We start from the raw sequence: 13,478 nt of genomic DNA, 5'->3' as shown, positions 1-13,478 counted from the left end.
CCGCCCCGTTCAGCGGACCGGGGGGGCGTACATCAGGCCGCCGTTCGTCCACAGCGCGTTCAGGCCGCGCTCCAGGCGCAGCGGCGTGGCCTTGCCGACATTGCGCTCGAAGACCTCGCCGTAGTTGCCCACGGCCTTGATCGCCCGGTAGGCCCAGGCGTCGTCCAGGCCCAGGGACTGCCCCATGCCGGGCTGCACGCCCAGCAGGCGCTGCACGGTGGGATCGGCGCTCTTCTTCTTCTCGTCCACGTTGGCGGCGGTGATGCCCTTCTCCTCCGCCTCCAGCAGGGCGTAGACGGTCCACTTCACGATGTCGAACCACTGGTCGTCGCCGTGGCGCACCACCGGGGCCAGCGGTTCCTTGGAGATGATCTCCGGCAGGATCACGTAGTCGTCCGGGGCGGCGGCGCTGACCGCGCGCACGCTGGCGAGCTGGCTGCCGTCCGTGGTGAAGACATCGCAGCGGCCGGAGAAGAAGGCGGCCACCACCTCGTCGAAGGACTCGATCACCACCGGCTTGAAGCTCATCCGGTTGGCGGCGAAGTAGTCGGCGAGGTTCAGCTCGGTCGTGGTGCCGGTCTGCACGCAGACGGTGGCGCCGTCGAGCTGCTTGGCGCTGGTCACGCCCAGCGCCTTCGGCACCATGAAGCCCTGGCCGTCATAATAGACGACGGGGCCGAAATTCATGCCCTGGGTGTCGCGCGACAGGCTCCAGGTCGTGTTGCGCGAGAGGATGTCCACCTCGCCCGACTGCAACGCCGTCAGCCGTTGCTGCGCCGACAGCGGGGCGTAATGGACCTTGCCGGCATCGCCCAGCGCGGCGGCGGCGATCGCCTTGCAGACATCGACGTCCAGGCCGGTCCAGCGGCCCTGGCTGTCCGGAGTGCTGAAACCGGCGAGGCCGGTGTTCACGCCGCAGCGCAGCACGCCGCGCTGCTTGATCTGGTCCAGGGTGGACTGCTGCGCCGAGGCCCCGCCGGCGGCGGTCAGTCCGGCGGCCAGCGCCAGCGCGACGGCGGCGAGGCGCAGCGTGGCCCCCGGACGCGGCGGAAGGAGACGGCGAAGGGTCATGATCACGTTCCCCAAGCTGAATGGCCCCCTGCGGGACGGTTTGTTGTTCTTTACAGTGCGGACGGGATGGAAAACCACGGCCCGGCCGGTCGGCGCGCAGTCTAAACAGGGTTTGCGGGTGCGGTACAGTCCCGCAATGACCGGACCCGCCTCCGGCGGACCGGCCGGGGCCCGCAATGACCCGGCCCCGCCTCCGGCGGACCGGTCGGGGCCCGCAATGACCGGACCCGTCTCCGGCGGGCCGGTCGGGGCCCGCAATGACCCGGACCCGCCTCCGGCGGGACGGTCAAGACCAGCGATGACCCGCCCCCGTGGGCTCAGGGTGCGGGCACCGCGGCGGGGGCGGTTCCCACCGGCACCCCTGCCAGGAACGCGCGCAGGTCCGCCAGGGTCCGCTCCGGCGCCTCTTCCATCGGGACATGGCCCAGATCCGGCCAGATCACCACCCGCGCGTCCGGCAGCGCGCCGGCGAAGCGGGCGGCGTCGGTCGCCGGGACCATGACATCGCGGGCGCCCCACATCACCAGGGTCGGCGCCGGGATGCGGGCCAGCAGCGGCACCGGGTCCTCGGTCGTGAAATCCTCCAGCCGCCGGACCAGGGCGTCGCGCACGCCCGGCGCCCGCATCATGGTCCAGTAGCGGCGCACCGTCTCCGGGTCCAGCCGGGCGGGATCGCCGTACATGCTGGCGAGGCTGGCGCGCACCATGGATTCCGGCAGGACAGAGCGCATCGCCCGGAACGCGGGCGGCACCTCGATCCGCTGGCCGTAGGCGGCCCCGGGCGGCACGAAACCGCCGGCGGCGATCAGCACCAGCTTCTCCACCCGGTCCGGACGGGCAGCGGCGAAACGCCAGGCGGCCAGCCCGCCCAGGGAGTTGCCCACCAGGGTGGCGCGCTCCAGCCCCAGCGCGTCCAGCAGGGCGCCGATCAGCGCGACGCTGCGGTCGATGCCGTAATCGTCGTCCGGGGCGGGGCCGGAGAGGCCGTGGCCGGGCAGGTCGAAGCGGACCACCCGGTGGTCCGTCGCCAGATCCCGGGCCCAGGCGTCCCATGTCAGCAGGCTGGAGCCGAAGCCGTGGATCAGCACGACGGCCGGACCCTCGCCCTCCACCCGGACATGCAGCCGCTGGCCGGCGATCTCGCGGTAGTCGCCCGGGTCGCGGAGATAGAGCGCCTCCACCTCCTCCCGCGGCAGGTCGGGGGTGTAGAGCCAGACCGCCGTGGCCGCGACGATCAGCAGGACGAAGGCCAGAAATCCGAGCAGGACGCGCTTCATGGAGCCTCTTCCCGTGGGGGCATGCCGGCTGCAGGTGTGCCGCAGGTCCCCCGCGGGACGCAAGGAGAAGCGTCGGCCCGGGCCGGCGGCCTACTTCGTGCCGAACAGCCGGTCGCCGGCATCGCCCAGGCCGGGGACGATGTAGGCGTTGGGGTTCAGGTGGCTGTCCAGCCCCGCGGTGAAGACCGGCACCGTGGGATGCGCGGCATGGAAGGTGCGCACCCCCTCGGGCGCGGCGACGAGCGCCATGAACCGGATCTGCGCGTCCAGCACGCCGTTCCGGTTCAGCACGTCCACCGCATGCACGGCCGAATTGCCGGTGGCGAGCATGGGATCGACCAGGATGAAGCGGCGGCCCGCCGGATCGGGCAGCTTCACCAGATATTCCACCGGCATCTTGGTGTCGTGGTCGCGGTAGAGGCCGATATGCCCCTCGCGCGCTGCCGGCACCAGCTCCAGCAGGCCTTCCGCCATGATCAGGCCGGCCCGCAGGATCGGCACGATCGCCAGCTTCTTGCCCTCGATGACCGGCGCATCCATCGTGCAGAGCGGCGTCTCGATCGCTTCGGTGGTGAGCGGCAGGTCGCGCGTGATCTCGTAGCCCATGAGCAGCGCGATCTCCTTCAGGAGCTGGCGGAAGCCCATGGTCGAGCGCTGCCGGTCCCGCATGTGGGAGAGCTTGTGCTGGATCAGCGGGTGGTCGAGGATGAAGAGGTTCGGAAAATCGGGATGGGTTCGCATGGACCGGGCCGTTCACGTCGGGATCGGCGCACCCTAGCGCATCCGGGCGCACACGGGGAGGGGACGCGCGGCGAGAGGACGCGCAGGTCGCGCGCAGGTCGCGCGCAGGACCGGGACCGGGACCGGGACCGGGACTGGCCTGGGGACCCCCGTCGGAAGAACGGGCGGCCGCCGGAAGAATACAACCAGGGGTTAAAGAAAAAATACCGATCCGTCAGTCGTCCAGCGTGTCGAAGATGCGGATCGCATCCTCGAAGGCGGGGCTGTAGCGGCGGGCACCGGGATTGTATCCGGCCGCTTCTTCGGACATCCCCAGGATCGGGTGCGGCGCCGGCCGCGGCCCGGCAGCAGCCCCGGCCGCGGACAGCAGCCCGGCCGAGCGGCTGGCCGCCTGTTGCAGGTAGCCGACCAGGAAGATGCGCAACGCCGCCGTGAGGCCGCCGTCACCGCGCAGACGGTCGATCAGGGTGACGATCTCATGGACCGTCCGCCCCTCCCGCCGGCAGATTTCCTCAAGGCACTGCCACATGATCGGCTCCATCCGCACGCTCGTGCGGCGGCCGGCGACCGTGACGTTCTTGCAGATCGACCGCATGGCGTCGGGGGCGAGGGCGTCAGGATGGGCCGAAGGGCGCCGCTTTGCTGCCATGACGAGAAATCCGCAAACTCTGTTCTATTAACTGTAGATTTAAGCCTATCATATGGCCTTCACTAGTATGAGGCAACATTTCTCGTAAACCATGGCGGTTTTCTTGGAAAACCGACCTTCCGGCAGCGTCCCGGAGCGCACATGACGGCCATGCGGAGCGCGGGCCGGGGGGCGGGGTGCCGTGACAAGCCGATGCGGCCGGGACTATAGTGGCGCCCCCGCGCGTCCCGGCCGCCCTGTTCCTTGGTGCATAGCCGCGTGGTGACGCGCGGGTGTCGAGGAGCTGCCGTGATGTCCGTCTTCCCGCCGAAGACTATCGCCGATTGGGAAACCCTGGCCGCCAAGGACCTGTCCCGCGAAGAGGGGCGCCCGTTGGACAGTCTGGTCAGCGCGACGCCGGAAGGCATAGCCATCAAACCCCTCTACACGGCAGCCGATCTCGAAGCCCTGGAGGATGCCGGGCTGCCCGGCTTCCCCCCCTACACGCGCGGTCCGCGCGCGACGATGTACACCGTCAAGCCCTGGACCATACGCCAGTATGCTGGATTCTCCACGGCGGAAGAATCGAACGCATTCTACAAGGCGAATCTGAAAGCCGGGCAAATGGGGCTTTCGGTCGCCTTCGATCTGGCCACGCACCGCGGCTACGACAGCGACCATCCGCGCGTCGTCGGTGACGTGGGCAAGGCCGGCGTCGCCATCGATTCGGTCGAGGACATGAAGATCCTCTTCGACGACATCCCGCTGGACCGGATGTCGGTGTCCATGACCATGAACGGCGCCGTGCTGCCCATCATGGCCATGTACATCGTGGCCGCGGAAGAACAGGGCGTGCCGCAGGCCAAGCTCTCGGGGACCATCCAGAACGACATCCTCAAGGAGTTCATGGTCCGCAACACCTACATCTATCCGCCCGAACCCAGCATGCGGATCATCGCGGACATCATCGAGTACACCGCGACCCACATGCCGAAGTTCAACAGCATCTCGATCTCCGGCTACCACATGCAGGAGGCGGGGGCGACGGCGGTGCAGGAGCTGGCCTTCACCCTGGCCGACGGGCTGGAATATGTGCGCGCCGCGCTGGCCAAGGGGCTGGACGTGGACAGGTTCGCGCCGCGCCTGTCCTTCTTCTTCTGCATCGGCATGGACTTCTTCATGGAGGTCGCCAAGCTGCGCGCCGCGCGCCTGCTCTGGGCCGAGCTGATGCAGACGCACTTCCAGCCGAAGGACCCGCGCTCGCTGGCGCTGCGCACGCACTGCCAGACCTCCGGCGTCTCGCTGACCGAGCAGGACCCTTACAACAACATCGTCCGCACGACGGTCGAGGCGATGGCCGCCATCCTGGGCGGCACGCAGTCGCTGCACACCAACAGCTTCGACGAGGCGCTGGGCCTGCCGACGCCGTTCTCGGCCCGCATCGCCCGCAACACCCAGCTCATCATCGCCGAGGAGACGGGCATCCCCCGCGTCGTCGATCCGCTGGGCGGCAGCTACTATGTCGAGCACCTGACCCACAGCCTGGCCGCCGAGGCGCGCAAGCTGATCGACGAGGTCGAGGCGCTGGGCGGCATGACCCGCGCCGTGGAATCCGGCATGCCCAAGCTGAAGATCGAGGAGGCCGCCGCCCGCCGGCAGGCCCGCATCGACCGCGGCGAGGAGGTGATCGTCGGCGTCAACAAGTACCGCCCCGCCAACCCCGACCGGGTGGAGGTGCTGGACATCGACAACACCGTCGTGCGCGAGGCCCAGATCGCCCGCCTGAAGCGCATCCGCGCGACCCGCGACGAGGCCGCCGTGCGCGCCGCCCTGGCCGCCCTGACCGCGGCGGCGCGGGAGAAGTCCGGCAACCTGCTGGCGCTGGCCGTGGAGGCCGCGCGCGCCCGCGCCACGGTGGGCGAGATCAGCGACGCGCTGGAGGAGGTCTTCACCCGCCACCGCGCCATCATCCGCAGCGTCTCCGGCGTCTACGGCGCCGCCTATGACGGTGACGAGGGCTTTGCCCGGATCTGCCGCGAGGTCGAGGAGTTCGCCGCGGAGGAGGGCCGCCGGCCGCGCATGCTGGTGGCCAAGCTGGGCCAGGACGGGCACGACCGCGGCGCCAAGGTGATCGCCACCGCCTTCGCCGACATCGGCTTCGACGTCGATGTCGGGCCGCTGTTCCAGACCCCGGAGGAAGCGGCGCGGCAGGCGGTGGAGAACGATGTCCACATCGTCGGCGTCTCCAGCCTCGCGGCCGGGCACAAGACCCTGGTGCCGCAGCTCGTCGCTGCCTTGCGGGCGCAGGGCGCCGACGACGTGCTGGTGATCTGCGGCGGCGTGATCCCGCCGCAGGACTACGACATGCTGCTGGAGTCCGGCGCCGCCGCGATCTTCGGTCCGGGCACGCACATCCCGCGCGCCGCGGCGGAGATCCTGGGCATCCTGCGCGACCGCCGCAAGGTGGCGGCGTAAGCGGCGCCGGCGCTTCCCGGGAAGAAACCCCGCGGTCGCTCTTGCGACCGCGGGCGTACCGGGCCATCCTCTGCCCCGGTCGGGACCGCGGCAGCCGGCCGTGTAACGCGGCCGCGAATTTTGTAACGCCCGTGTCACGGCGGCAGACAGGCGCCGTGCGTCGCCTATCATGAGGGGAATTTCCAGGCCATGCGCAGGACCAGCCCCATGGACGCCACCCTGTCGTCGCCCGCGACGCCATCCGCCCCGACCCGCCCCCGCCTGACCCCCGGCATCCCGGCCGGCGGCATCGTGGCCCTGGCCGTGACGGCCGGCATCGTCGGCTGGGGCCTGCTGGTCGGCACGCCGGCGGAGACGGACGACCACCGCCTCAGCGCCACCCTGCACATCGCCCCGACACCGCCCGTACCCCCCACACCGCCCACACCGCCCACGCCCCCGGCCCGGCCGGCCCCGCCGGCGGCCAGCATGGCGGCCCCCGGCGTCATCGTCATCGACCCCGAGCAGATCGCCCGCTCGGTCCAGGACGCGCTGCGCAGCGTGGACATCGACAGTATCCGCCGCGCGGCCGAGGCCGCCCGCCAGCAGGCCGAACAGATCCGCCAGCAGGCCGGGACCAGCAGCAGCAACTGGGAGTGGAGAACGCACGACGCCGGCGCCCAGGGCAAGTCCGCCTCCGACGGGGAGGACCGGCTGGCCGCCAGCTTCACCGCCCCGGCCGGGGTGCGGCTGGTGGATGTCCGCGGGGACATCACCGTCGAGGTCTCCACCCGCACCGACAAGGTGCGGGTGGAGGTGGATGACGGCGCCTCGGGCCTGCGCACCGACGTGACCGACGGCGCCCTGACCCTGATCGGCAACGGCGGCACTGCCCCGCCGGTGGGGGTGCGCCTGACCCTGCCCGAAGGGGCGGACCTGACGCTGGCCAGCTTCGCCGGCGACCTGTCGCTCACCGGCCGGCAGGCCGGGGCCGTGACGGTGGATCTGCAGCAGGGCGATGTCTCGCTGGAGCGGGTGCGCTCGGCCGACATCCGCGTTCTGGCGTCCGGCAGCGTCTCCGTCAACCGGGTGGAGGGGGCCCTGACCTTCGCCTCCCTGGGGTCGGCCGAACTGTCGGTGGAGCGCGCCGGCAGCGCCGCCCTGGAGGTCAAGGGCCATGCCAGCGTCTCCCTCAGCCGGGTGGAGAACGGGCTGACGCTGGCCCTGCCCGGCTATGCCGAGATCGACGTGGGGCGCATGGACGGGCCGCTTAAGACGGCCTTCGCCGGCGCCGGCCGGGTCCAGATCGGCGGCGGCGACGCCAGCCCCTTCCAGGTCGCCGTCACCGGCGCCGGGGACTTCAGCTTCGGCGGCACCGCCCACGACCCCGTGATCTTCAACGCCGGCACCGGCTCCATCCACATCGAGCACCATACCGGCGAACCGCGCATGCAGCGCGTCGGGCGCGGCAGCGTCGTCATCGGCAGCGACTGAGCACGGAACCGGCCCGCATGTGGAGCGACCGTCCGGCGGAATCCGCCCCCGTCCGTCCCCGTCTGCGCCCGGGTGTGCCCGCCGGCGGCATCGCCGCCGTGGCGGTCACCCTGGGCGTCGTCGTCTGGTCGGTGCTGGCCGGCGACGGCGGCACGGACGGAAGCGGCGACGGCCGCAGCGCCGGCCTGGAGATCCGGATCACCGCCCCGGAGCCGCCCGCCGCCCCGCGCGCGGACAGGGCCGGGCAGGCGGACAGGGCCGGGCGGGCGGAGCAGCAGCCGATGGCGACGCCCCGGGTGGACGCCAGGGCCATCACCGCCGCCGCCAGGCGGGCGGGGGAGGAGGCGGCCGCGCTGGCCGTCGCCAAGGCCGAGGCGTGGGACGGCCCGCATGCCGACGTGGCCGTGCTGGACCGCCAGCAGGACCGGCAGACCGGGATGAACCGGGTCACCGCCGCGGCGGTGGCGCCGGCCGGGCTGCGGCTGGCGGACGTCTACGGCCGTGTCACCATCCGCGTCCGCTCCGGCATCGAGCGGACCGAGATCACCATGCTGGACAGCCGCCGGCGCTACGACCTGGACGTGCGCGACGGCGTGCTCTGGATCACCGGCCCCGGCCCCTCCGACACGCCGACGGAGCTGGACATCACCGTGCCCCGCGGCGTGCCGCTGCTGGTCAACGATCTGGTCGGTGACCTGAAGGTGGTGGGCGACCTGGACGCGCCGGCCCGGCTGACCCTGCGCCGCGGCACGCTGGAGGTCGGGGGCAGCCTGCGCTCCGCCCGCGTCCGCGTCACCGAGACGGGCACCGTCACCCTGGGCCGCGTCTCCGACCTGCTGGCGGTGGAGGTGCGCGGCATCGCCCAGGTGAACGCCGGACAGGTGGAGCGGCTGGCCGCCGACCTCGCCGGTGCCGCGACCCTTCAGGTCGCCACGGTGGGGCGGGAGGCGGTGCTGAACCTGCCGGGCAAGGCCGACGTGCGGATCGGCAGCGTGAACGGCGCGCTGCGGGCGGTGCAGTCGGGGGCCGGCAGCGTCGCCGTCGCCACCGGCCGGGCCGGGCCGTTCGAGCTGGCCAGCACCGGGGCGGGCAGCTTCCGCTTCGACGGCACCGCCGTGGACCCGGTCATCCTGCTGAGCGGTATCGGCGACGTCGCCATCGCCGCCTATGACGGCACCCCCGCCGTCAGCCACGACGGCCCCGGCCGCCTGGACTTCGGCCGCTGAGGGGACTGCCCCGGAAGCCGCAAGTTCCCGCTTGACAGTATAGGATTAATAACCCATAACCGGGTCAGCACCGCCCGACGTGTGCCCGGACGGCACCGGCGGGCGTCCGGCCGGGGAACCGCGCCTGCCCCGTGGCGGGCCGGTCCGGCCCCAGCCCCCTGATCTTTCCCCTTTTCCACCCATCGTCGCGCCGCCGCCGCGGCCGGGTCCCCTTGGCCGGGGGGCCCGGGAACCGGGCCGTTTCCGCGCGCCCGCACCCTAGGAAGGAATTCCCGGATGTCCACGACGATCGACCAGGCCTTCATCAAGCAGTTCGAGCGCGAGGTCCACGAATCCTACCAGCGCATGGGCTCGAAGCTGCGCGCCACCGTGCGCCACAAGACCGATGTCCAGGGCGCCTCCACCGTGTTCCAGGTGGTCGGCCGCGGTGCCGCCAGCACCAAGGCCCGGCACGGCAAGGTGCCGGTGATGAACCTGGAGCATTCCCATGTCGAATGCGCGCTGGCCGACTATTACGCCGGCGACTGGGTGGACCGGCTGGACGAGCTGAAGGTCAACATCGACGAGCGCGCCGTCGTCGCCAATGCCGGCGCCTATGCGCTGGGCCGCAAGACCGACGAGCTGATCATCGCCGAGCTGGACCGCTCCGCCAACCTGGCCGGGGCCGCCACCGACGGGCTGACCCGCGACAAGGTGCTGGCCGCCTTCGAGATGCTGGGCACGGCCGACGTGCCGGACGACGGCCAGCGCACCGCCGTCGTCGGCTGGAAGCAGTGGAGCCAGCTCCTGGCCCTGCCGGAATTCGCGGACGCCGATTATGTCGGCGCGGACGAGCTGCCCTGGCGCGGCACCCAGGCCAAGCGTTGGCTGGGCACGCTCTGGATGCCGCATTCCGGGCTGACCCTGACCGGCGGGGTCCGGCTCTGCCACTGGTACCACCGCACCGCCGTGGGCCATGCCGCCGGCGCCGACGTGGCCACCGACGTGACCTGGCACGGCGACCGCGCCGCCTTCTTCGTCAACCACATGATGAGCCAGGGCGCCTGCCTGATCGACCCCAAGGGCGTCGTCACCCTGCGCTGCAAGGAGGCGTGAGGGGCCGCCCGGCCCCTCTCCCCCGCTTCCCCGCTTCATCGCTTCCTCTGCCACCCCGCCTCTTCCCCCGATCCCCGGAGATCTCGCGATGGCCTTCCTGCCGAAGGACCTGAGCGTGCTGGCCTATGCTCAACGGCTTCACGCTCTGGCACTACACCACCGCCGACCTGCACACCCAGGTGCGCGTCAGCGGCTACTTCAACGCCGCCGGCCACATGCTGCGGGTCGGCGACATGCTGCTGGCGAACACCGACACCGACGGCACCCCGGCCGCCGGCCTCCTGGTCGTCGCCAGCAACACCGCCGGCATCGTGGACCTGTCCGACCTGACCCCGGTCGGCGCCAGCGATACGGACTGACCGGCCCCGGACCGACCGGACCCGCGCCGCCGCCTTCCCTCCCCCTCCCCCTCCCCCTCCCCCTCGCCCTCCGTTCCGGGAGTTACCCCATGGCCCTCACCGCGATCGGCCTGTGCGCCCGCGCGCTCCTGAAGATCGGTGCCGCCGGCATCGCCAGCTTCGCCGACGGCACGGCGGAGGCGGAGGTGGCGGCGGCGCTCTACGCCCCCACGCGCGATGCGCTGCTCTCCGCCCACGGCTGGAGCTTCGCCACCCTGCATGCCGGGCTGGCCCGGCTGGCCGACCCGCCCCAGGGCACCGCCGTGGCCGGGCCGGCGCACGCCTTCGCCCTGCCCGACGGCTTCCTGCGGGCGCTGTCGGCCGGGCGCGGCGGGCGGATGCGGGGGCTGGAGTACCGCATCCAGGGCGGCACGCTGCTGGCCGATGCGGACGCCGTGATCCTGACCTACCTGCACCGCCCGGCCGAGGAGAGCTTCCCGCCCTTCTTCGACCAGGCCCTGATCGCCCGGCTGGCGGCGGAGTTCTGCCTGCCGCTGACGGAGAATTCCAGCCGGGCGGAGATGCTGTGGCGACTGGCCGACGCGGAATTCCGCCGCGCCCGCCTGATCGACACGCAGCAGGACAGCCAGGACCGCTTCGAGGACTTCACCCTGATCGAGGCCCGGCAGGGCGGGGGCGGGGCATGACCCGTCTCCGCAGCGTCAAGGCCGCCTTCACCGGCGGCGAACTGTCGCCCGACCTGCTGGGCCGCGGCGACCTGCGCAGCTACGAGACGGGGGCGCTCGCCCTGCGCAACGTGCTGATCCTGCCGACCGGCGGGGTGACGCGGCGGCCGGGCACGGCCTATCTCGCCACCCTGCCCGGCCCCGGCCGGCTGGCCGCCTTCGCCTTCGACACCGAGCAGGCCTACCTGCTGGCCTTCACCGACCGGCGGCTGGAGGTGTTCCGCGACGGCGCGACCGAGGCGGTGCTGGAGACGCCCTGGACCGCCGGGCAGCTCGCCCAGCTCGCCTGGACCCAGTCGGCCGACGTGCTGCTGGTCTGCCACCCCGACGTGCCGCCGCGCCGCATCGTCCGCAGCGGCGACCGGCGCTGGCGCTGCGAGGCGTGGCGCTTCTCGACGGTAAAGACGGCGGACGGTCGCGCGCTGCAGCGGCTTCCGTTCCACCGCTTCGCCGACGCCGCGGTGACGCTCACCCCCTCCGGCACCCGCGGCCGGGTCCGGGTGCGCGCCTCCGCCCCGGTGTTCGACGGCGCACATGCCGGCCGGCCGTTCCGGCTGCGCCGGCGCCAGGGGCTGGTGGTGGCCGTGCGCTCCCCCACCCTGGCGGAGATCGACCTGCTGGAGGATGTGCCGGACGCGGAGCCCTCCATCGACTGGGACGAGCCCGCCTTCTCCCCCCTGCGCGGCTGGCCGGTCAGCGCCTGCTTCCACCAGGACCGGCTGGTGATCGGCGGCAGCCGCGACCTGCCCAACCGGCTCTGGCTGTCGCGCTCGGGCGACCTGTTCGACTTCGATCCGGGCGAGGGGGAGGACGACGAGGCGATCGAGTTCGCCATCCTGTCCGACCAGGTGAACGCCATCCGGCAGGTCTTCTCCGGCCGGCACCTGCAGGTCTTCACCACCGGGGCGGAATGGGCCGTCACCGGCGAGCCGCTGACCCCGAAGGAGGTGCGGCTGGACCGGCAGAGCCGGGTCGGCAGCGGTCCCGGCCGGCAGATCCCGGCGCGGGAGGTGGACGGGGCCACCCTGTTCGCCGGCCGCGACGGGGCGGTGCGGGAGTTCCTCTGGACCGACCTGGAGAGCAGCTACAGCACCACCGACCTGACGCTGGCCGCCGGCCATCTCTGCCGCGCCCCGGTGGAACTGGACGTGGACCCCGGCCGCCGGCTGCTGCTGGCGGTGCAGGCGGACGGCGGCGTCGCCGCCCTGACGCTGGACCGGGCCGAGCAGGTCACCGGCTGGACCCGGCTGGAGACGGACGGCGCCGTCCGCTCCCTCGCCGTCGTGCGCGGCGAGGTCCACTGGCTGGTGGAGCGGCAGGGCCGCTGGATGCTGGAGCAGTGGGAGGACGGCCTCGCCCTGGACAGCGCGCTGTCCGGCCTGGCCGACCCGCCGACGCCGCGCTGGTCGGGCCTGTCGCATCTGGAGGGCCGGCGCGTCGCCATCGTGGCGGACGGCTGCCTGCCGGGGCCGGCGGTGGTGGAAGCCGAGGCGGCTGCGGCTGGACCGGCCGGCCCGGGAATCGTCACCGCCGGGCCTGCCCTACAACCCACCGGGTGGAGGCCGCTGCCGCCCAACGCCCTGGCGCCGGAGGGGCAGGGCCGCGCCCTGCGCCCGCTGGCCGTGACCTTCCGCGTGGCCGCCACCCCCGCGCTGCGGGCCGATCTCGGCCGCGGCATGGTGGAGGTGCCGCTGCGCCGGATGGATCAGGCGCCGCTCTCCAGCCGCCCGGCGGCGCCCTTCACCGGCGACCGCCGGCTGGCGGCGCTGGGCTGGGTGCACGACCGCACCCGGCCGCTCTGGCGGATCGAGGAGGACCGCCCGCTGCCCTTCACGCTGCTGTCCGCAACCCTTGAGCTGAAGGTGAACGACTGATGGCCGGACTGACCACGCCCGTGCTGGCGACCCTGGGCACGGTGCGGACCGTGAAGTCCGCGGCCCGCACCCTGGGTCTGGACGGCGGCGACGACGACGGCGACGAGCGCCGCCGGCGCGAGGACGACCTGCTGGACTACCGTCAGGCGGTGGAACTGTCGCAGCTCCGCGCCGCGCAGGACCTGGAGGCGGAGACCCGCCGCACCGACGCCGAACGCCGCGCCCGGCAGATCGCCGTGGAGGCGCAGGCCGCGGAAACCCGGCGCCAGCGCTCGCTGCGCCGGGCCGTGGGCCGGCAGCGGGCGAAGCTGGGCGGCCAGGGCATCTCCGCCGCCGACGGCTCGGGCGAGGCGATCCTGCTGGGCCTCGTGCGCGAGGCGGCGGAGGAGGACGCCACCGCCCGCAGCCTGGACGCGCTGCGCCTGAAGGCCCTGGACGACGAGGCCCGGGCCGCCTACCGGCGCAACCTGCTGGACCTGTCCGAACTGACCGAACGCCAACGCCTGCAACGCCTCGCCCGCGGCTATTCCTGAC

Annotated in this window: 12 protein-coding genes; 8 read left to right on the top strand and 4 right to left on the bottom strand. The window is 72.6% G+C overall.

Going from position 1 to position 13,478, the window contains the following annotated elements; all coding sequences use genetic code 11:
• Positions 1–9 precede the first annotated feature (9 nt).
• The 4 genes from RC1_RS14930 to RC1_RS20285 all read right to left on the bottom strand — a co-directional run bounded on the left by RC1_RS14930 (position 10) and on the right by RC1_RS20285 (position 3,738).
• Complete coding sequence (locus RC1_RS14930; protein WP_012568267.1) at positions 10–1,071, bottom strand: amino acid ABC transporter substrate-binding protein; 1,062 nt, start codon at positions 1,069–1,071, stop codon at positions 10–12.
• Positions 1,072–1,388: 317 nt separating this feature from the next.
• Positions 1,389–2,348 (bottom strand): alpha/beta fold hydrolase, encoded by a 960-nt coding sequence (locus RC1_RS14925; protein ID WP_012568266.1) that lies wholly within the window; start codon positions 2,346–2,348, stop codon positions 1,389–1,391.
• 90 nt (positions 2,349–2,438) lie between these two features.
• Positions 2,439–3,089 carry a uracil phosphoribosyltransferase gene (gene upp, locus RC1_RS14920; protein WP_012568265.1) on the bottom strand — a complete coding sequence of 217 codons (651 nt, stop codon included), beginning with the start codon at positions 3,087–3,089 and terminating at the stop codon, positions 2,439–2,441.
• Positions 3,090–3,303: 214 nt separating this feature from the next.
• Positions 3,304–3,738: a ribbon-helix-helix domain-containing protein gene (locus RC1_RS20285; protein WP_083759336.1), complete on the bottom strand. Its 435-nt coding sequence runs from the start codon at positions 3,736–3,738 to the stop codon at positions 3,304–3,306.
• 291 nt (positions 3,739–4,029) lie between these two features.
• Here RC1_RS20285 and scpA point away from each other — a divergent pair, with 291 nt between their 5' ends.
• The 8 genes from scpA to RC1_RS21855 all read left to right on the top strand — a co-directional run bounded on the left by scpA (position 4,030) and on the right by RC1_RS21855 (position 13,477).
• Positions 4,030–6,192: a methylmalonyl-CoA mutase gene (gene scpA, locus RC1_RS14910; protein ID WP_012568263.1), complete on the top strand. Its 2,163-nt coding sequence runs from the start codon at positions 4,030–4,032 to the stop codon at positions 6,190–6,192.
• 189 nt (positions 6,193–6,381) lie between these two features.
• Complete coding sequence (locus RC1_RS14905; protein WP_184446445.1) at positions 6,382–7,665, top strand: DUF4097 family beta strand repeat-containing protein; 1,284 nt, start codon at positions 6,382–6,384, stop codon at positions 7,663–7,665.
• A gap of 17 nt (positions 7,666–7,682) precedes the next feature.
• A complete protein-coding gene (locus tag RC1_RS14900) occupies positions 7,683–8,891 on the top strand; it encodes a hypothetical protein (protein ID WP_012568261.1) in 1,209 nt (402 codons plus the stop codon).
• A gap of 276 nt (positions 8,892–9,167) precedes the next feature.
• Positions 9,168–9,986: a phage capsid protein gene (locus RC1_RS14895; protein WP_012568260.1), complete on the top strand. Its 819-nt coding sequence runs from the start codon at positions 9,168–9,170 to the stop codon at positions 9,984–9,986.
• Positions 9,987–10,111: 125 nt separating this feature from the next.
• The gene (locus RC1_RS14890; RefSeq protein WP_012568259.1) at positions 10,112–10,345 is read left to right on the top strand and encodes a hypothetical protein; all 234 of its coding nucleotides are present in this window, start codon (positions 10,112–10,114) and stop codon (positions 10,343–10,345) included.
• 89 nt (positions 10,346–10,434) lie between these two features.
• On the top strand, positions 10,435–11,031 hold the full coding sequence (locus RC1_RS14885) for a phage connector family protein (protein ID WP_012568258.1): 597 nt from the start codon (positions 10,435–10,437) through the stop codon (positions 11,029–11,031).
• Positions 11,028–12,944 (top strand): phage tail protein, encoded by a 1,917-nt coding sequence (locus RC1_RS14880; RefSeq protein WP_012568257.1) that lies wholly within the window; start codon positions 11,028–11,030, stop codon positions 12,942–12,944. Before RC1_RS14885 ends, RC1_RS14880 begins: the two co-directional genes overlap by 4 nt.
• On the top strand, positions 12,944–13,477 hold the full coding sequence (locus RC1_RS21855) for a hypothetical protein (RefSeq protein WP_012568256.1): 534 nt from the start codon (positions 12,944–12,946) through the stop codon (positions 13,475–13,477). The genes RC1_RS14880 and RC1_RS21855 overlap by 1 nt, the downstream gene beginning before the upstream one ends.
• The last annotated feature ends 1 nt before the right edge of the window (position 13,478 follow it).

This window comes from Rhodospirillum centenum SW, assembly GCF_000016185.1.
Classification (GTDB): domain Bacteria; phylum Pseudomonadota; class Alphaproteobacteria; order Azospirillales; family Azospirillaceae; genus Rhodocista; species Rhodocista centena.
This window is presented reverse-complemented; position numbering and strand designations above follow the sequence as displayed.